This is a genomic window from Psychromarinibacter sp. S121, from assembly GCF_049801035.1.
GTDB lineage: Bacteria > Pseudomonadota > Alphaproteobacteria > Rhodobacterales > Rhodobacteraceae > Psychromarinibacter.
Genome location: NZ_JBNAGE010000001.1, coordinates 193566 through 212865 on the forward strand (window position 1 = coordinate 193566; position 19300 = coordinate 212865).

A 19300-nucleotide genomic window follows, 5' to 3' on the forward strand; every position below is an offset into this window, starting at 1 on the left:
CCCCGGCGCTCTTGCCTGACCCCAACCCGCTGAACGTTTTTAATTTTTTCCGTCCATGTCATTACGTCTGACATAGTTTCAATCTTTGTCCGACAAAGTGGATTGACTTTGTCGGACATTGTGAGACGGTCAGGCCATGAGCGACGACACCCCCGAACTTGGATCCGGCAAACCGCGCGAGGTTCTCGACGCGGTGGCCGAGATGATCGTTGCCCGCGGCATCGGCGTGGGCGACCGGCTGCCGCCCGAGATCGAACTGGCGCGCGAGCTTGGCGTCGGCCGCTCGACGGTGCGCGAGGCCCTGCGGTCATGGCAGTCGATGGGCATCGTCACCCGGAACAAGGGCGCGGGCACCGTGCTGCGCGCCCCGATCCACGCTCAGTCGATGCAGTTCCCGCTGTCGATCTCGCTGGAGGCGCAAAGCCTGATGCGGACGCTTGAAGTGCGCCGCCCGCTGGAAGTCGACTCGGCCCGGCTGGCCGCCCTGCGCGCCGACGAACGCCAGCGGCACGAGATCATGACCCGCATGTACGAACTGATGGACGCGCTGGAAGCCGGGGAAGACTGGCGCCCGCAGGACCACGCGTTTCACGCCGCGATCCACGATGCGACGGGCAACCCGCTGTACAAGCAATTGGTCGATCAGTTGCAGCACGCATTCCACGCCGTTTACGAGGCGCCGTTCGGCGAACCGCAGCTTGGCACCGACACGATCCCGCTGCACCGGCCGCTGGCCGAGGCGATCCGCGACGGCGACGCGGACGAGGCGGCGCGGATCATGAACCAGATTCTCGACCTCGTGGAAAAGGCCACGCAGGCAAAGATCGGAGAGACCGACGCATGACCGACGACAGCATCGATACCTTCCTGGCCCAGCCGTTCGGCGGCGGCGAAGGATCGGTGACACCTCCGATTTACCAATCGTCGCTGTTCACTTTCGACGACTTCTCGGCCTTCGAGGCGCGGATGTCGGGGCAGGGCAACCGCACGCTGTATTCCCGCGTACAGAACCCGACGCAGGATGCCTTCGAGAAGATGATGGCGAAGCTGGAAGGCGGCGAGTCCGCGGTGGGCTTCGCCAGCGGCATGGCGGCGATCTCGTCGGTGCTGTTCGCCTTCCTGAAGCCGGGCGACCGTCTGGCCTGCGTCGAGCACGTCTACCCCGACGCCTACCGGCTGATGGAGCGAATGCTGGGCCCGTGGGGCGTAGAGGTCACGTATCACTCGGTGACCGAGTTGCAGGACAACCCGGACACGCTGAAGGGCGCGGCGCTGGCGTATCTGGAAAGCCCGAATTCGATGATGATGCAGGTGATGGACCTGCGGAAGGTGGCGGATCACGCGAAGGCGCATGGCTGCCTTACGGTGGTCGACAACAGCTGGGCGACGCCGGTGTTCCAGACCCCGCTGGCGCTGGGCATCGACATCGTGCTGCACTCGGCCTCGAAATACATCTGCGGACATTCGGACACGGTGGCCGGTGTGGTCGTGGCGTCCGACGAACACATTGCCCGCATCCGTGACCTGACCCTGCCGCTGCTGGGTGGCAAGCTGGCGCCGTTCGAGGCGTGGCTGCTGGTGCGCGGGCTGCGCACGCTGCCCGCCCGGATGCGCGAGCACCAGCGGACCGCCGATCTGTTCGTCGACCGGCTTGGCGCGCGGCCCGAGGTCGTGGCCGTCAACTCGCCCGGCCCCAACTCGGTGCCCGGTCTCAAGGGCCGCTCGGGCCTGATGTCGATCGAGTTCACCAAGGACGTCGACGTCCGCAAATTCGCCGACGCGCTGAACCTGTTCCACTACGGCGTCAGCTGGGGCGGCTTTGAAAGCCTGATCGTGCCGACCGCGATCACGCTGGCGCAGGCCGGTCCGAAGAACTCGCTGCAAGCCTTCGGTGTGCCCGACACGATGGTCCGCATCTCGCTGGGTCTCGAGGACGCCGAGGCGCTTTGGGCCGATTTCGAATCCGCTCTGGTCAAGGCCGGAAGCTGAACAAGAAGGGCCGCAAAGGCTCCGTATTCAACAAACCCCATTCAACAGGGAGCTAGAGGAAGAATGAGAAGACTGACAGGAACCACTGCGCTTGCGCTGCTGCTCGCCACCGGCGCGCAGGCGGCCGACCTGAAGCTGGTCGAGGTGATCACCAGCCCCGAGCGCACCGAGACGCTGACGGAAATGGTCTCGGCGTGGGAAGCAGAGACCGGCAACACGGTCGAGATCGTCTCGCTCCCGTGGGGACAGGCGTTCGAGAAGTTCGCGACCATGGTCGCGGGCGGCGATATCCCCGACGTGGTCGAGATGCCGGACCGCTGGCTGGCGCTGTACGGCCCGCAGCTGATGGACCTGCAGCCCTATTTCGACGGCTGGGAACATGCCGACACCCTGACCGAGACAACGGTCAACATGGGCTCGGCCACCGCAGACGGGTCGTTCAAGGAAATCCCCTACGGCTTCTACTTGCGCGCCATGTTCTACAACAAGGACCTGCTGGCCGAGGCCGGCGTGGAAAGCGTGCCGGAAACGATGGCAGAGTTCCGTGACGCATCCGCCAAGGTGTCCGAGCTGGACGGCAAGTACGGTTACTGCCTGCGCGGCGGTCCCGGCGGTTTGAACGGCTGGATGATGATGGCCGCGAACATGATGGGCTCGTCGGACTTCTTCGACGCGGAAGGCAAGGCCACCATCAACTCGCCCAAGGCGGTCGAGGGCCTTCAGTTCCTGATCGACATCTATCAGGACGGGCTTGCGCCGCGTGACGCCGTATCGTGGGGCTTCAACGAGATCGTCGCGGGCTTCTATTCCGGCACCTGCGCCTTCCTCGACCAGGACCCGGACGCGCTGATCGCCGTGGCCGACCGGATGGACGCCGAAAGCTTCGCCGTCGCACCGATGCCGAAGGGCCCGGACGGCAAGTCGTTCCCGACCATCGGCTATGCCGGCTGGGCAGCGTTCGACAGCTCTGCCGCGAAGGACGAGGCATGGTCGCTGATCGCGCACCTGTCCAGCCCCGAGCAGAACAAGACCTGGGCCAAGCGGGTGGGGGTGATCCCGATCCACAAGGGCGCCGACCAGGACCCGTACTTCCAGTCCGAACAGTTCTCGGGCTGGTTCACGGAACTGAACGACCCGGCATGGGAACCGCTGACCATGCCGACGTACCTCGAGGGCTTCGGCTATTTCGCCGACTCGATCGCGCTCGAGACGTCCCAGCAGGCGCTGCTGGGTGAAATCTCCGCCCAGGACATGGCCGACGAATGGGCCGCGTTCCTGACCGAAGAGTACGAGAAGTATCAGGCGGCGAAGTGACTCCACTCACGGACACAACTGAGGCGACCGGGGGCATCCCCCGGTCGCGCTTTGGCCGGGCCTATCTGCGCTATGCGGTAGAGCCCTGGATGTACCTGTCACCGGCGGTTCTGCTGATCTGCTTCGTGATGCTGATACCGCTGGCCATCGGGATTTCCTATTCGGTGCAGTCGATTAACCTGCTGCGCCCCTTCGACACCGGCTATGTCGGGTTGGAGAACTTCGCCGATCTCGGCGATGACCGCAAATTCTGGCTCGCCTTGAGCAACACCTTCTGGTGGACCTTCGGCTCGGTGACGCTTCAGTTCTTTCTTGGCCTCGGGCTGGCCCTGCTGCTGTCGCGGCCGTTTCACGGCAAGCGCGTGGTTCAGGCGCTGGTGTTCCTGCCGTGGGCCGTTCCGACCTTCCTGATCGCTCTGACATGGTCGTGGCTTCTGAACCCGGTGATCGGGCCGCTGCCGCACTGGTGGGCGGCGATGGGTATCCTCGACGAGCCCTACAACATCCTGTCGAACCCCGACACGGCGATGTGGGGACCGATCATGGCGAACGTCTGGTACGGCGTTCCGTTCTTCGCGATCACCCTGCTGGCCGCGCTGCAATCCATCCCGCACGAACTGTACGAGGCGGCCGAGATCGACGGCGCCTCGCGCTGGCAGAGCTTCACCAAGATCACGCTGCCCTTCCTTGGGCCGATGATTGCGATCACGGTGATGCTGCGCGCAATCTGGATCGCCAACTTCGCCGACCTGATCTTTGTCATGACCGGCGGCGGGCCCGCCAACTCCACGCAGATCCTGTCGACATACATCTTCACGACGGCGTTCCGGAAGCTGGACTTCGGCTATGCCTCGGCCATCGCCGTCGCGCTGCTGGCGGTGCTGCTGGTCTATGCCGCGATCCTGCTGTTCATCCGCGCGAAACTGGTGAAGACCTGATGACAAGCCTGTCCCGACCCTCCCCGCTGACGGTGGCCGGCAAGTATCTTGCCGTCGCGGCCTACGTGATCTTCGCGCTGTTCCCTTTGTACTGGCTGCTGAAGATCGCGCTGACGCCCGACCGGATGATCTATTCCGAAGGTACCGCGCTGTGGCCTTCGACACTGACGTTCGAGAACTTCCGCGCCGTGATCTTCGCGTCGGACTTTCTGGCCTACTTCAAGAACTCGGTCATCGTGTCGCTGTCGACCGCGGCCATCACGGCGCTGGTCGCCGCCGCCGCGGGTTATGCCTTTTCGCGTTTTCACTTCCGCGGCAAACGCTGGGTGATCGTGCTGATGCTGCTGACCCAGATGTTCCCGCTGCTGATGATCATCGCGCCGATCTACAAGATCGTGGCCGGGCTGGGGATGCTGAATTCGCTGACCTCGCTGATCGTGGTCTACACCGCGTTCAACGTGCCCTTCGCGACCTTCCTGATGCAAAGCTTCTTCGACGGCATCCCGAAGGACCTTGAAGAGGCCGCGATGATCGACGGCTGCACCCGGTTTCAGGCGCTGTGGAAAGTGATCCTGCCGCTGACGCTGCCGGGCCTTGGCGCGACGCTGGGCTTCGTGTTCACCGCCGCGTGGTCCGAACTGCTGTTCGCCCTCATGCTGATCAACTCGAACGACGCGATGACCTTCCCGGTGGGGCTGCTGACCTTCGTCAGCAAGTTCTCCGTCGACTGGGGGCAGATGATGGCCGCCGGCGTGTTGGCGCTGATCCCGTCCTGTCTCTTCTTCCTGTTCATCCAAAGGTACCTTGTTCAGGGCCTGACCAGCGGCGCCGTGAAAGGATAATCCGATGGCCGAGATGGAGCTGAAATCCGTTCGCAAAGCCTATGGCCCGACAGAGGTTCTGCGCGACATCGACCTGAAGATCGAAGACGGCGAATTCGTCGTGCTGGTCGGCCCCTCAGGCTGTGGCAAGTCCACCCTGTTGCGCATGATCGCGGGGCTGGAGCCGATCTCGGGCGGCGAGTTCACCATCGGCGGCAAGCCGATGAACGATGTGGCGCCGCGTGACCGGGACATCGCGATGGTGTTCCAAAGCTACGCGCTATACCCGCATATGTCGGTCGAGCGGAACATGGGCTTCTCGATGGAGATCCGGCGCGAGCCCGCGTCCAAGCGCAAGGCCCCGGTGGCCGAGGCGGCGCAGACGCTGGGCCTTGGCAAGCTGCTGGACCGTTTCCCCAAGGCGCTGTCGGGCGGCCAGCGGCAGCGCGTCGCGATGGGCCGCGCCATCGTGCGCGACCCAAAAGCCTTCCTGTTCGACGAACCGCTGTCCAACCTCGACGCTGCCCTGCGGGTCGAAATGCGGCTTGAGATCGCCAAGCTGCATCAGCGGCTGGGTGCGACGATGGTCTACGTCACCCACGATCAGGTCGAGGCGATGACGCTGGCCGACCGGATCGTCGTGCTGAACGGCGGCGACATCCAGCAGGTCGGATCTCCGCTGGAGCTTTACGAGACGCCTGCCAACCTGTTCGTCGCGCAGTTCATCGGCTCGCCCAACATGAACGTGTTCGAGGTCACTCCGGCCGAGGGCGGCGTTCGTCTGGGCAACGGATTCGTGATTCCGGGCCCCGCAGACGCGCGCTACATGGGCATCCGGCCAGAACATATCGATATCGTGGAAGGCGAGGGCGACGTTACAGCGACGGCGCAGTTGGTCGAGCGTCTGGGCTCGGACACCAATATTTACACGGATATCGAGGGTGTCGGGCCGCTTCTGGTGCGTGTCAGTGGCAACGTCGCTTTGAAGCCCGGCGAACAGGTGACGCTACGTTACAACCCTGGGAAGCGACATTTTTTCGGGGCCGATGGCGTCGCCTTGGTGCGCAACGTGCCCCTGGGTTAGTTTAAGTCCCTGATTTACAATAATTTAAGTGCGATATGACGTAGGGCTATCCGAAAGGATAGCTGTACTAAGGGATATGTATGCGCAGGTGATTAACTCGCTTAAGACGTGCGCCGTGGGGTGCTTAACCAACGAGTGAGTGAAAGAAATGTCGCTGTTCAAGTCCTTTAGCCTGCCGGTCGTCGAGATCGCCTTTTTCATCGTTCTGATCGGAGTGTTTGCGTGATGACCATGCTGTCCCGTGAGTTTGTCGCCGCCGAGGCCGTCAACCAGCCGCTTGCTGCCCGCCTCGAAGAACTGCGCGCCGCGCAAATGCCCGTCGTTCCCGGCATGCCGCACCCGCCGCGCCAGCGTCGCGAATACCTGATGGCCCTCGCCGCGGCCTACGAAGCCGGCGATCTTGTCCTCGCGACCGACCCGCGCGCGTAACACACGCACGCGAGAGCCACGACGGCCCGCCAATCCCCGACGACCGGGGGGCGGGCTGCCGAGAGCCTCCAGACAATCCGAAAACTGACGCAACCGTCATCCGCACCCGGATCGACGGTTTTTTCGTGCCTGCAACGCCGGGGAGGAAAGCGCTGGCTGAAACCAGTCGCTGCGCAGCAGGGGGCCGAAACGACTCGCATCACCCTGCGGATTCGCGGCCTGTGTGACGCGCCCGGCCGAAACGGTCCATTTCCCGCCCCAGATGTCTCAATTCGGCCAGAATGGGACAGCTGAACCCCATGAAGTTCAACAATAATGTCCAGAACTGGGCCGAAGGTGCGGTCTTCGCCACGAAGCACCTGTACTAAGGGGTATGTATGCGGATGTGATTAACTAGGTTAGAAAAAAGCTGTGGGGCGAACATCGAAGCAAGTGAGTACACCAGATGTCGCTGTTTAAGAACTTCAGCCTGCCGATCGTCGAAATCGGCTTCTTCCTCATCCTGATCGGAGTGTTTGCGTGATGACCATGCTGTCCCATGAATTCGTCGCCGCCGAAGCAGTCGCCAAGCCGCTGGCCGCCCGCCTCGAAGAACTCCGCGCCGCGCAGATGCCCGTCGTTCCCGGCATGCCGCACCCGCCGCGCCAGCGCCGCGAATACCTGATGGCCCTCGCCGCGGCCTACGAAGCCGGCGACCTGGTCCTCGCGACCGACCCGCGCGCGTAAGAGACGCGCGCGAGAGCCACGACGGCCCGCCAATCCCCGACGACCGGGGGGCGGGCTGCCGAGAGCCTCCAGACAATCCGAAACCCGACGCAACCGTCATCCGCATCCGGATCGACGGTTTTTTACGTGCCTGCACGTCTAGGTAGAGTTTCGCGGGGTGAGGGAGCCGTTTCCAAGCGCCGGATGCGCCGTAAAAACAGATTCGCGACCTGCGCTAGGCGGCACCTTGCACCGGTCCAAATGCCGCCCCAAACACCGCAATTCTGCCGCATTTCGCGAACTTATCCCCCTTAAATGTATGAATAAAGTCCAGATTGTGACGCTAGGTCCGGTTCGCGCCGCAGAATGCCTGTACTAAGGGGTATGTATGCCCGCGTGATTTATTCGCCTATAAGATGAGGCGTGGGGTGGTTAGACAAGTGAATGAGTGCCGGAATGTCCCTGTTCAAGAACTTCAGCCTGCCGATCGTTGAAATCGGTTTCTTCCTCATCCTGATCGGAGTGTTTGCATAATGACCATGCTGTCCCGTGAATTCGTCGCTGCCGAAGCCGTCAATCAGCCGCTGGCCGACCTGCTTGAAGAACTGCGCACCGCGCAAACCCCTGTTGTCGCCGGCATGCCGCATCCGCCGCGCCAGCGTCGTGACTACCTGATGGCCCTCGCCGCGGCCTACGAAGCCGGCGATCTTGTCCTCGCGACCGACCCGCGCGCGTAAGAGACGCGCGCGAGAGCCACGACGGCCCGCCAATCCCCGAAGACCGGGGGGGCGGGCTGCCGAGAGCCTCCAGACAATCCGAAACCTGACGCAACCGTCATCCGCATCCGGATCGACGGTTTTTTCGTGCTGTCCGCCCGGTCTCAGGCGAAGAAGTCTGCTTCGGTCAGGCCGGTGACGAGATTTACCTCGATCCGCATATCGGACCCGCCGTCGCCATCCGCGTCAACGAAGACAATGGTGTCGCCGTACGAGTTCTCGAAGGTCCGCAGGCTGGCCTGCCCGCCGCCCGAGAGGCCGCCAAGGATGTTGACATCCATCACACCGGAAGCCAGCGCGCTGAAGTCCAGCGTATCTTGGCCGACCTCGAAGTTGTTGATCAGGTCGGATCCGCCGCCCGGGCTGTCCGAGGCCTTGCAGAACAGAAAGACATCCTGCCCCGCGCCGCCGTCCATCGTGTCCGACCCCGCGCCGCCTTTCAGCGTGTCATTCCCTTTACCGCCGCTCATGATGTCGTTGCCGATGCCGCCGAACATGAAATCGTCCTCGTCGCCGCCATCCATGATGTCGACGCCCGCGCGACCGAACATCACGTCGTTGCCCTCGCCGCCGAGCATATAGTCGTCGCCACGGCCGCCATCGAGGGTGTCGGCGCCCGCGCCGCCATCGATCGTGTCCCGAGAGTTGTTGCCGTACAGGGCGTTGGCCCCCGCATTCCCGGTCATGATGTTCCGCGAACTGTTCCCTGCGCCGTCGATGGCGTCGGACCCCAGCAGCGTCAGGTTCTCGAAGAAGCCACCAAGCGCGAAACTGGCCGTGCTTTGGACGGTATCGACACCGCCGCCGGGGGCTTCGAACAACGAGGCCGCACTGTCGTCCACGATATACAGGTCATTGCCAAGCCCGCCGTACACGCCGCCTTCAACCGTGCCGCCGCGCCCGTCGAACACGTCATCCCCGGCCTGCATCAGAACGTCGCCGATGACGAGACCGGTATTGATGAAAGTCAGGGCGGCGTCGAAGCTGTCGTTGAAATTGGCGTCTCCGTCGCCAGCCTCGGCGTTCGCGACGGCGATATAGCGCCCGGTCCCCGGGTTCAGTTCTGCGATCAGAGTTCCGTCATTGCGCAAGGTGTGGGTGAGCCCGCGGGTTGCGAAGGCCGCGGCATCTCCGGAAAGGCCGCCATTGTTCGCGCCGCCCCGGATGGTGCCGGTCGATGTTATGATCGTTTCATTGCCGTCCGAACTGAAGTCGATCACGCCGTTATCGGCGCCATACACGTAGCCGGAGATGATGAGGGTGTTATTGCTTCCGGTTACATCGATCGCGTCCCCATCGCCGCCCATGGCATAGAGGCTGCCGGTCGACGTGACGGTGAGTGTGTCGTCGCCGTTCATCCGGACGCCGTCGCCGTTCGACGTGATTGCCATACCGGCGATGGACAAAGTTCCCGTGGCGAGATCGGCGAAATCAAAGAGGATCGCAGCGGCGTTTACGGTCGCAGTCGGTGACAGGAAGACGTCCTCTCCATCCGCGATTGACGTGGTGGTCGTGATATTGCCTGTCAGCAAGGTCGCCATGGTTTTTCGTCCTTTGAATCAATGCCGGAAATGCGCGAAATCTGACGTTAGGTCAGAGCGGCCTGCAAGAATTTAATTCTCCTTACGGAAAGCGCCGGCGTTTGCCCGCTGTCGGAAGAGCGACCGACCAGCGTCGGGAGAGGACCTGTACAAAGGGATATGTATGCTGATGCGATTAATTCGCGTAATAAGTGTCTCAAGGGGCGGTTAACCTTGTAAGCGCGTGTTCGTGAAGCCCCACCAGACAACCTTCGGCCTGCCGGCCCGTTCTGCCGGCACCGCCGTTCATTCGATTGGAGTGATTGAGAGATGACCATGATTGCCCGTGATTTCACCGTTGCCGACGTCGTCAATCAGCCGCTGGCCGATCGCATTGAAGCCCTGCGCGCCGCGCAGATGCCCGTCGTGCCCGGCATGCCGCATCCGCCGCGCCAGCGCCGCGAGTACCTGATGGCTCTGGCCGAGGCCTACGAAGCCGGCGAACTGGTCCTTGCCTCGGACTTTCGCGCCTGAGAACGCGCGCAACCGGCATCACGCCGGTCGCAGGTGACAGACGTTTCGAACCCGCCATCCCATCCGGGACCGGCGGGTTTCTCGTTTTTGCAGGCCGAGCCATGCGTTTCGACGGGGATCAGAGGCCCGGTCCCTGCGGCTGTCCCAGCGACAGAAGGCCGAACAGCAGCAAGGCGGCGGACAGCGCGCAGGCGATGGTGCGAACCGTGTTCCAGAAGGTCCAGCGCGGCAGGTAGATTCCGGTCCAGTAGTCGCCGGTGCGGTCCGAGGACAGGTCCATGCCCGCCAGCGCCTCGTTCATCGGGACGTTGAAGAACACGGTGACGGCGAAGCAGCCCAACAGGTAGACAAGCGCGGACAGCGCGATCAGCAGCTTCCCCGAACCTTCCAGCACGAATACGGCGTACAGAAGCAAGCCCAGCGAGACGGCGGCCATGCCGAGGAACAGCGCCATGAAGACCCAGCGAAAGACCTCGCGGTTGATGACCTGCATCGCTTCCGCTCCGCCGGTGCCGCTGGTCAGCGCAAGCGAGCGCATGATGAAATCGGAAAACGCAAGAAAGACGCCGCCGACGAAGGCATAGGCCAGAACGGCGAACGGGGTCAGGGTTTGGAAAAACGCGGACATTCCTGGAGACTCCTTTGTTTTGGGGATGCGCGGCGGGCAGGGGTGTCCCGCCCGCCGGCCGGATGCGGCTACTGAACAAGCGCACGGGGGGTGCTGGACGCAGGCGCAAGCCCGATGCGGCGGCGGAAGGCGAAAAGGCACAGGGCGGCGATTGCGACTTCGACCGCCAGCGCGCCGAGGATGCCGCCCGAGGGCATGCCGTCGAGTGCCAGCCCCAGAAGGCGTCCCGCCGGGAAGGCGGTGTAGACGATCAACGTCAGCATGACCGCCACCTGCGCCAGCGCGCGGCGGACAATCCCCGCCAGCATCAGGCCGCCCGAAACCGCAAGCCCCGCAGCGGGCGCGCGTAACTCGCTAAGCAGGCTGGCGTCATTGCCAAGGGCGATGCCGTAGCTGGCATAAAAGGCGTGTGGTGCGGCGAGGATATAGGCGCCGATCGACAGCGCGGTGATTCCGGCGATGCCGAGGGTGAATTTCTCGAAACCTGTCAGGGTCATGGGGTGTCCTTTCCGAATGCAGGCGATGTGAATGGTGGCCGTCAGGCCGCGACCGACCACGCGCCGGCCAGGGCGGCGTCGCTGGCGAAGTCGGTGAAGTCCCGGGGCGGGCGGCCAAGCGCGCGGCGCACACCATAGGCCAACTGGGCGTTGCGCCCGTCCAGCGTCTCGCGTGCGATGGCGGTGAAGACATCGGCCACGAAAGCCCCGCCGACCTGCTCGATATTGGCGTGGAACTCGTCGAAGCTGATCGGGATGTGCCGGATTGTGCGTCCGGTGGCGGCGGACAGCGCCTCTGCCATCTCGGCGAAGGTCATAAGGCGCGGGCCCGTCACTTCGTACAGCCGCCCCTTGTGCCCGTCCTCTGTCAGCGCGGCCACCGCCACGTCGGCGATATCGTCGATATCGACGATCGGCTCGGCGATGTCGCCGCCGGGCATTGGCAGGATACCGGCAAGGATCGGGTCGCGCAGGTAGCCTTCGCTGAAGTTCTGCGCGAACCACGCCGCGCGGACGATGGTGAAGTCGACGCCCGAGGCGCGGACGACCTGCTCGCCCAGCCGGGCGTGGTGCTCGCCGCGCCCGGACAGCAGCACAAGGTGCTCGACGCCCACGTCCTTCGCCGTCTCGCACAGCGATTCCAGCTTCTCGACGGCGCCGGGGAAGGCGAGATCGGGGAAATAGGTGACATAGGCGGCGCGGGCTCCGGCAAGGGCGGGCGCCCATGTCGCGGGGGTCTCCCAGTCGAATGGCGTGGCCGACCCGCGCGAGCCGCGGCGCACGGCGTGGCCCTTTGCCTGAAGCTTGGCGGCGACGCGGCTGCCGGTCTTGCCGGTGGCCCCGATGACGAGGATGGGTTTCGTGTGCATGGGTGTATCTCCTTGGCGTGTGTTGATGGCCAAGGGATAGGCGGCAGGCGCCCGCGCGGTATTGACCCGCATCGCCACGGTTTTGACCGTGGTTGCCAGACATCCGGTCAGCTGGTGGAGACGTCCTTGCGATAGCTGGCGGGCGTCATCCCGACCCAGCGCTTGAAGGCGCGGGTGAACGAGCTTTGTTCCGAGAACCCTGTCAGGAAGGCGATCTCGGCCAGCGAGTGGCGCTGATCGCGCAGCAGCCCCTCGGCCAGTTCGCGGCGGGTCTCTTCGGTCAGGGACTGGAAGCTCATCCCGTGCTCGGCCAGCCGCCGGTGAAAGGACCGTGCGCTCAGGCCCAGACCGCGTGCGACGTCGGACATTTTCGGCATGCCCTCGCTAAGCGCCTGTGCGATGGCGGCCTTGCTTTGCTCGACCAGAGACCGCTCGCCGATCTCGGAAAGCTCGGCGTCCAGATGCGAGATAAGATAGCGCGAGATGCCCTCGTCACCCAGGACGTTGGGCTGCGCCAGCGCCTCGGGCGACAGCAGCAGGGCGTCCAGATCGGCGCCGAACCGGACCGGGCAGCCGAACCAGTCCTGATGAAAAGCGACGGTTTTCGGAGCGGGATGCCTGACGTAGACCTCCAGCGGGGCGAACGGCACCGGACAGACCTGCCGCGCCAGCGAGACGCCGCTGGCCAGCGTCGCCTCGTTCGATAACCGCATGCCAAGACGTCGGTCCCCGGCACGATGCAGGATGAACAGCGTGCCGCGCGGGTGGGGGCGCAGTTCGTATTCCACGACGCTGGTCCACAGCCGCGCATAGCGTTCCACCCGCGAGAAGGACCCGTGCAGGTCCAGCGCGGCCTTCCATGCAAGACCCAGCGCGCCGTAGTCGTCGCAGCGCATCGACTCGCCGACACGCACCGGAAGCTCGGTCACGTCGGTTCGTTCGGCAATTCGCTCCAGCATGTCATAGTAGGTGGCCGCCGGGATCATCGCTTTCGGGTCCCAGACCCCGTCCGGGTCCAGCCCTGCACCTTCCAGAAGGCCAGCCGTGTCGACGTCCTCCGGCAAAGCGGCGACCATCTTTCGTGCGAACAGTGACGTCACATACCCCATGCGGCCAGCCTAGGCCGGGCGCGCCGCGCCTCCAAGCCACCGGACGCGGGTTTCATGGGATCCCGATCGGACGATGGGTGTTTTTGGGAAGAGGTTGGCCGAGCGCGTCGGATGGGGCGCCCGGTACAGGCGCCACCATGCAGATCGGGCCACCCGGCTGGGGCAGCCCGATCCGTGGTTCAGCGGTTTATCTTCGAGAAGTCGAGGAAGATTTCTTCTTCCGGCAAATCGCGGAACGGGAACGGCACAATGATGTCCGCCATCTCGACAAAGCCGGTGCCGACGATCGGCCCGTCCGGCCCGCCGGTGCGGATCTGGCCGACGCCTTCGATGAAAGTCTCGCCGTTGGCGGTCGGTGTCTCCTGCTCTTCGAAGGGCGGGCTGAAATAGAATTCGCCCAGCGGCGTCTTCATGATGCCGCGCCAGGGATAGGTGTATCCGGATTTGGGCGACGTCCACAGCTCCGTCGGCGTGTAGACGAAGCTTGGACCGAATGCGTATTCGACGGTGTTGTCCGGGTGGATCACTTGGAACCGGGTCATACCGGCGTCGAATTTGTCCCAGCCTTTGCCGATGTAATACTGACGCCATGTGAAGGCGGTGCCGTCCTCCATCCGCATGTAGCCCCAGAAGTAGTTGTTGGTTTGCACGTTGCGGAAGTTGCCCCACTGGTGCTCGTACCAGACCTCGCCTTCGGCGTCGTATTCGCGTCCGCCCACGGTGATGGTGCCGGTCAGCACGCCGCGGGGCGCGAGGATATAGCGGGTGAGACCCGCCATGGTCTGCGGGTTGTGGCGATAGCCCGGCCCTTCGCCGTCCCAGCCGATGTTCTCCAGCCCGTGATAGGCGGCGGGAACATAGCCGGGAACTCCGACCGTGAAGCTGAGGTCGAAAGCGTAGCGCGAGTTAAGCTCGTTCTCGATGTCGCTGTGTCCCTTGTAGGTCCATGTCTCGGTCGCGTGATCGTAGGTGATGCTCAACTCACTGGAGGCGCCGGAAATCCTGTATTCGAAGGAAAAGTCTTCGCTGTCCGGGTCGCCGGCTGTGCCGGTAAATTCGCCATCGTACACCGTGTTCGCGCTGTAGAATTCCTGGGTTTCGAGATTCGAGAAGGCGAAGTTGAAGGTGTTCCCACGGCCGCTATGCGCCTCGACCCAACCAAGGTGGAACGGGCAGATGAAGGTCGAGATCCTGTCGCCGGTCTTCTTGTCGGTGCCGAGCAGCGTGAAATACAGCCACTCGTCGAAGTCGTTGTGGATGTAGGTCGGGCCGCGGTGCAGCCGGTGGTCGTGCGGCAGCTTATAGATCGGCTGCGGCTCTTCCGAGAAAAGCGTGCTTGTCGCCGCGGCCTTGGCGCTGGCGTCCTGGGCGAAGACCGGCCCCGAGCGGGTGAAGGCAGCAAGTCCGGCCGCGGCACCGACACCGGAAAGAAGCGCGCCGCGGCGGCTGAGTTTGAAGCTGGTGTCAGACATTGGACAAGTCCTTGTTTGGTAAATGGAAGCCGGGCCGCCCGGTCACGGGCGGCCCGCAGCGGTCAGCGGTTGACCTTGGAGAAGTCCATGAAGATGTCCTCTTCCGGCAGGTCCTTGAACGGGTAGACCGGCGGGTTATCGACCATTTCGACGAAGCCGCGGCCGACGACGGGCCCGTCGGGGCCACCGGTGCGGATCTCGCCATAGCCCTCGATGAAGGCGAAGCCATTACCGGCCGGGGTTTCCTGTTCCTTGATCGGCGTGTTGAAGTAGAACTCGCCCACTGGGGTCTGCATGACGCCGTCCCAGGGATAGGTGTATCCGGTGCGCGGCGAGGTCCAGATCTCGGTCGGCGTGTAGGTGAAACCGGGGCCGAAGCCGTATTCGACCGTGTTGTCCGGGTGGATCACCTGGAAGCGGGTCAGGCCCGGATCGTAATCGTCCCAGCCATCGCCAAGGTAGTACTGGCGCCAGGTGAAGGCGGTGCCGTCATCCATGCGCATATAGCCCCAGAAGTAGCGGCCCGCCTCGACGTTGCGGAAGTTGCCCCACTGGTGTTCGTACCAGACATCGCCTTCGACGTCGTATTCACGCCCGCCCGCGGTGATCGTCCCGGTCAGCTTGGCGCGGGGCACCTGGATGTAGCGTGACAGGCCCGCCAGGGTCTGCGGGTTGTGACGGTAGCCCGGCCCGGCGCTGTCCCAGCCGATGTTTTCCAGCCCATGGTAGGCGGCGGGGATATAGCCCGGGGCCTCGACCGTGAATTTGACGTCGAAGGCATAGGGCGAGTTGTTCTCGTCGTCGATGTCGCTGTGGCCCTTGTAGGCCCAGGTTTCGGTGGCGTAATCGTATTTCAGGTTCATGTCGCCGGTGGCGCCAGAGACATCGTATTCGAACCAGAAGTCCTCGGCGTCGGGATCGCCCGCGGTGCCGGTGTAATCGCCCTCGAACAGCGTCATGGCGCTGTAGAATTCGCCGGTGTTGAGGTTCGTGAAGGCGAAGTTGAACGGGTTGGCCCGGCCATCATGGGCCGAGACCCAGCCCTGGTGGAACGGGCAGATGAAGGCCGAGATCTTGTCGCCGGTCTTCTTGTCGGTGCCAAGCAACGTGAAGTACTGCCATTCCTGATAGTCGTTGTGCATGTAGGTCGGACCGCGGTGGAAGCGGTGATCATGCGGCAGGTGGTAGATCGGCTGCGGCTCTTCCGAGAAAAGCGTGCTTGTCGCCGCGGCCTTGGCGCTGGCGTCCTGCGCGAAGACCGGACCCGAACGGGTCATGGCCGTCAGGCCGATGGCGGCGCCGGCACCGGACAAAAGCGCGGCGCGGCGATTCAGTTTGAAGGTTGCGTCAGACATGAATCAATCCTTTGAAGTGATGTTCCGGCTGGCCCGCAGGGGTCAGCGATTGACCTTGGTGAAATCCAGGAAGATGTCCTCTTCCGGCAGATCCTCGAAGGCGTAGGGCGCGATGTGCTGGTTCGAGTTGACCAGTTCGACGAAACCGGTGCCCACGATCGGCCCGTCCGGTCCGTCGGTGCGGATGTGGCCCACGCCCTCGATGAAGGCGGTGCCGGGGACATTGCCGGGGGATTCCTGTTCCTTGAAGGCGGGGCCGAAGTAGAACTCGCCCAGCGGCGTCGTCATGACCCCGTTCCACGGATAGGTGACACCCGTCATCGGAGAGGTCCAAAGCTCGCTCGGCGTGTAGACGAAGCTTGGGCCGAACGCGTATTCCACCGTGTTGTCCGGGTGGATGACCATGAACCGGGTCATGCCGGGATCATAGTCTTTCCAGTCGTTGCCCCTGTAATACTGGCGCCACGTGAAGGCGGTGCCATCGTCCATCCGCATGTAGCCCCAGAAATACTGGCTGCTGTAGACGTTGCGGAAGTTGCCCCACTGGTGCTCGTACCAGACCTCGCCCTCGACGTCGTACTCGCGTCCGCCCACGGTGATGCTGCCGGTCAGGTCCGCGCGCGGAACCGCGATATAACGCGTCAGGCCGGCCAGCGTCTCGGGGTTGTGGCGATAGCCCGGACCACCGCCGTCCCAGCCGATGTTCTCCAGCCCGTGATAGGCGGCGGGGACATAGCCCGGCGCCTGGACGGTAAAGGTCACGTCGAACTCGTAGGTCGCATTGGCGCCGCCGCCGGCGCTGTTGTAGCCCCAATAGCGCCAGGTCTCGGTCGCGTGGTCATAGCTGAACGCCACCGAGGTTCCTTCGCCCTCGGCCGTGTATTCGAAGCTGAAATCCTCGCTGTCGGGGTCGCCTGCGTTGCCGGTGAAGTCGCCGGCCATCAGCGTGTTCGCGCTGAAGAACTCTTCCGTGTCGAGGTTGGAGAAGGCGAAGATCGAAGGCACACGGGGCGACTGGGTCTCTGCCGACCACCCCTGCCGGAACGGGCAGATGAAGATCGAGATCCGGTCGCCGGTCTTCTTGTCGGTCCCGAGAACGGTGAAGTACTGCCACTCGTTGTAGCTGTTGTGCTTGTAGGTCGGCCCGCTGTGCAGCCGGTGATCATGCGGCAGGCGGTAGATCGGCTGCGGCTCGGTCGAGAAGGCGGTGTTGCCGGCGGCGGCAGGCGCGCTGGCGTCCTGCGCGAAGACCGGACCCGAGCGGGTGAAGGCGGCAAGGCCGGCAGCGGCCCCGACACCGGACAGGAGTGCGCTGCGGCGGCTGAGTTTGATCGTGTTGACAGGCATGGCTCAATCCTTTGGCAGATGATTTGGACTGCGCCGCCCCCCACACGGCAGGGGACGGCCCGCAGGGGTCAGCGATTGACCTTGGTGAAATCCATGTACAGCTTGTCGTGGTCCAGATCGCCGAAGGGCATCTGGTCCTCGATCAGATGGATGGCGACCATCTCGACAAAGCCGGTGCCGACGACAGGCCCGTCCGGGCTGTCGGCATGGATATGGCCCACACCCTCGATGAAGGCCGAGCCCGGGATGTTCGAGGGCGTCTCCTGCTCCTCGAAGGCCGGGGTGAAATAGAAGGTGCCCAGCGGCGTCTCCATCGTGCCGCGCCACGGGTACTTCTGTCCGGTCTTCGGCGACGTCCACGGCTCGTCAGCGGTGTACCGGAAGCTGGGGCCGAAGCCGTATTCAACCGTGTTGTCCGGGTGGATGACCTGAAAGCGGGTCATGCCGCTGTCGTAATCGCCCCAGTCGGCGTCCTTGTAATACTGGCGCCAGGTGAAGGCGGTGCCGTCGTCCATGCGCATGTAGCCCCAGAAGTAGAAGGACTGCTGCACGTAACGGAAGTTGCCCCACTGGTGTTCGTACCAGGCTTCGGCTTCCACGGTGTAGGTGCGGCCGCCGACGGTGACCGTGCCCGTCAGATCGGCGCGCGGCGCCTGAACGTAGCGGGTGAGCCCCGCCATGGTCTGCGGGTTGTGGCGATAGCCGGGTCCGGCGTCGTCCCAACCGATGTTTTCCAGACCGTGATAAGCGGCGGGGATGTAGCCCGGGGCCTTCACGGTAAAGGTCACGTCGAAGGCGTAGGGCGAGTTGAACTCGTCGTCGATGTCGCAATGACCCGCATAGCGCCACGTCTCGGTCGCATGGTCGTAAGAGAACTCGAACGCGTTCTCGCCAAGCGCGATGCGGTAGGTGAAGCCGAAGTCGTCGCTGTCGGGGTCCGTCGCCTCGCCGGTGTAATCGCCGTCCCAAAGGGTGTTGGCGCTGTAGAACTCCTGCGTGTCGAGGTTCGAGAAGGCGAAGTTGAACGGCGTCGCCTTGGACTGCGTATCCCCGCGCCAGCCGATGCGGAACGGGCAGACGAACATCGAGATCTTCTCGCCCGTCTCGGTATCGGTGCCGAGGGCGGTGAAGTACTGCCACTCGGAGAAGTCGTTCTTCTTGTAGAAGTCGCCGCCGTGGAAGCGGTGGTCGTGGGGCAGGTTGTAGATCGGCTGCGGTTCGACCGAGAAGGCCGTGCTGCCCGGCGTTGCGGGGGCAGAAGCGTCTTGCGCCAGCGCGGGCGTCGCGCGGCTGAGGGCAGAGGCCCCGAGCGTCGCCGCAGCACCTGAAAGCAGGGCTGCCCGTCGATTGAGGACGAGACCGGCTGCCGGCTTTTTCGAGGGTGTGGTCATGGAAAAATTCCTTTTGCCTATCGGGCCGGCGCAAATACAGCGCCGGGCGCTAACATCGCGGGAGGGTGCGCCCGCAAGACCTCGGATCGCGATTTGGCTTTCCGTCCGAAGTTGCGCCAAGTTTACATCTTTTTGGACGTTAACTTATTGACCTGCATCAAGGCTGAGGGTGGTTTCTGAAGCTTGCGTCTCAACGTCGCGGTTCTTGTTTAAGTATCAATATTTGTGAGAAATATTTTCCATATTCCGTAGCTTATCTTTGCTGCGTGGCATCATTTGCTTCGGACGCGCGCGACCTATCGAAATGCTCCGCCCGATGTATTTCCGAAGTCAGACTCGGCCTTGCGATACGGGCTGAAGGTGATCACCGAGCGCTGTCGACCGGCACGCATCCACCTGGGAAAAGACCCCTCAAACAGGGCCTTAATCCCGGACCCGAAAAGAAACGCGCGGAAACCTATCGCCGGTCGGCCAATGTCTGCGGCATTTCCGCTCGACCCGCTGACAGGGTGAAACCGGACA

The 19300-nt window shown here is 63.6% G+C and carries 19 protein-coding genes; 10 read left to right on the forward strand and 9 right to left on the reverse strand.

Annotated elements, in window-relative coordinates; genetic code table 11:
* Window positions 1-136 precede the first annotated feature (136 nt).
* From ACP156_RS00965 to ACP156_RS01005, 9 genes are all read left to right on the forward strand, one after another.
* Entirely contained in the window at window positions 137-844 is a 708-nt protein-coding gene (locus tag ACP156_RS00965; protein WP_425049412.1) for a FadR/GntR family transcriptional regulator, read from the forward strand.
* A complete protein-coding gene (locus ACP156_RS00970) occupies window positions 841-1989 on the forward strand; it encodes an aminotransferase class I/II-fold pyridoxal phosphate-dependent enzyme (protein WP_425049413.1) in 1149 nt (382 codons plus the stop codon). The genes ACP156_RS00965 and ACP156_RS00970 overlap by 4 nt, the downstream gene beginning before the upstream one ends.
* Window positions 1990-2052: 63 nt before the next feature.
* Window positions 2053-3303 (forward strand): ABC transporter substrate-binding protein, encoded by a 1251-nt coding sequence (locus ACP156_RS00975; RefSeq protein WP_425049414.1) that lies wholly within the window; start codon window positions 2053-2055, stop codon window positions 3301-3303.
* Complete coding sequence (locus ACP156_RS00980) at window positions 3300-4241, forward strand: carbohydrate ABC transporter permease (protein ID WP_425049415.1); 942 nt, start codon at window positions 3300-3302, stop codon at window positions 4239-4241. Before ACP156_RS00975 ends, ACP156_RS00980 begins: the two co-directional genes overlap by 4 nt.
* Entirely contained in the window at window positions 4241-5083 is an 843-nt protein-coding gene (locus ACP156_RS00985; RefSeq protein ID WP_425049416.1) for a carbohydrate ABC transporter permease, read from the forward strand. The genes ACP156_RS00980 and ACP156_RS00985 overlap by 1 nt, the downstream gene beginning before the upstream one ends.
* 4 nt (window positions 5084-5087) lie before the next feature.
* Window positions 5088-6146, forward strand: a complete 1059-nt coding sequence (locus tag ACP156_RS00990) for an ABC transporter ATP-binding protein (RefSeq protein ID WP_425049417.1) — start codon at window positions 5088-5090, stop codon at window positions 6144-6146.
* Window positions 6147-6371: 225 nt separating this feature from the next.
* A complete protein-coding gene (locus ACP156_RS00995) occupies window positions 6372-6575 on the forward strand; it encodes a hypothetical protein (protein ID WP_425049418.1) in 204 nt (67 codons plus the stop codon).
* 522 nt (window positions 6576-7097) lie between these two features.
* Window positions 7098-7301: a hypothetical protein gene (locus tag ACP156_RS01000; RefSeq protein WP_425049419.1), complete on the forward strand. Its 204-nt coding sequence runs from the start codon at window positions 7098-7100 to the stop codon at window positions 7299-7301.
* 512 nt (window positions 7302-7813) lie between these two features.
* Window positions 7814-8017 carry a hypothetical protein gene (locus tag ACP156_RS01005; RefSeq protein WP_425049420.1) on the forward strand — a complete coding sequence of 68 codons (204 nt, stop codon included), beginning with the start codon at window positions 7814-7816 and terminating at the stop codon, window positions 8015-8017.
* A gap of 143 nt (window positions 8018-8160) precedes the next feature.
* Here the strand turns inward: ACP156_RS01005 and ACP156_RS01010 are convergent, their stop codons facing one another.
* Complete coding sequence (locus ACP156_RS01010; RefSeq protein WP_425049421.1) at window positions 8161-9597, reverse strand: calcium-binding protein; 1437 nt, start codon at window positions 9595-9597, stop codon at window positions 8161-8163.
* Between the two features lie 309 nt (window positions 9598-9906).
* Between ACP156_RS01010 and ACP156_RS01015 the strand changes: the two genes are divergently transcribed.
* Window positions 9907-10110, forward strand: coding sequence for a hypothetical protein (locus ACP156_RS01015; protein WP_425049422.1), 204 nt, complete (start codon window positions 9907-9909; stop codon window positions 10108-10110).
* Window positions 10111-10228: 118 nt separating this feature from the next.
* On the opposite strand, the gene ACP156_RS01020 is transcribed toward ACP156_RS01015, so the two are convergent.
* The 8 genes from ACP156_RS01020 to ACP156_RS01055 all read right to left on the reverse strand — a co-directional run bounded on the left by ACP156_RS01020 (window position 10229) and on the right by ACP156_RS01055 (window position 18778).
* The gene (locus ACP156_RS01020; RefSeq protein ID WP_425049423.1) at window positions 10229-10738 is read right to left on the reverse strand and encodes a DUF1772 domain-containing protein; all 510 of its coding nucleotides are present in this window, start codon (window positions 10736-10738) and stop codon (window positions 10229-10231) included.
* A gap of 68 nt (window positions 10739-10806) precedes the next feature.
* Entirely contained in the window at window positions 10807-11235 is a 429-nt protein-coding gene (locus tag ACP156_RS01025) for a DUF4345 domain-containing protein (protein ID WP_425049424.1), read from the reverse strand.
* Window positions 11236-11276: 41 nt separating this feature from the next.
* Window positions 11277-12104 carry an NAD(P)H-binding protein gene (locus tag ACP156_RS01030; RefSeq protein ID WP_425049425.1) on the reverse strand — a complete coding sequence of 276 codons (828 nt, stop codon included), beginning with the start codon at window positions 12102-12104 and terminating at the stop codon, window positions 11277-11279.
* A gap of 107 nt (window positions 12105-12211) precedes the next feature.
* Complete coding sequence (locus ACP156_RS01035; protein ID WP_425049426.1) at window positions 12212-13213, reverse strand: AraC family transcriptional regulator; 1002 nt, start codon at window positions 13211-13213, stop codon at window positions 12212-12214.
* 179 nt (window positions 13214-13392) lie between these two features.
* Window positions 13393-14685, reverse strand: coding sequence for a lipocalin family protein (locus tag ACP156_RS01040; RefSeq protein WP_425049427.1), 1293 nt, complete (start codon window positions 14683-14685; stop codon window positions 13393-13395).
* 62 nt (window positions 14686-14747) lie between these two features.
* Window positions 14748-16040 (reverse strand): lipocalin family protein, encoded by a 1293-nt coding sequence (locus tag ACP156_RS01045; protein WP_425049428.1) that lies wholly within the window; start codon window positions 16038-16040, stop codon window positions 14748-14750.
* A 42-nt stretch (window positions 16041-16082) separates the two neighbouring features.
* Window positions 16083-17387, reverse strand: a complete 1305-nt coding sequence (locus tag ACP156_RS01050; protein WP_425049429.1) for a lipocalin-like domain-containing protein — start codon at window positions 17385-17387, stop codon at window positions 16083-16085.
* Between the two features lie 68 nt (window positions 17388-17455).
* Window positions 17456-18778 (reverse strand): lipocalin family protein, encoded by a 1323-nt coding sequence (locus ACP156_RS01055; RefSeq protein WP_425049430.1) that lies wholly within the window; start codon window positions 18776-18778, stop codon window positions 17456-17458.
* Window positions 18779-19300 lie beyond the last annotated feature (522 nt).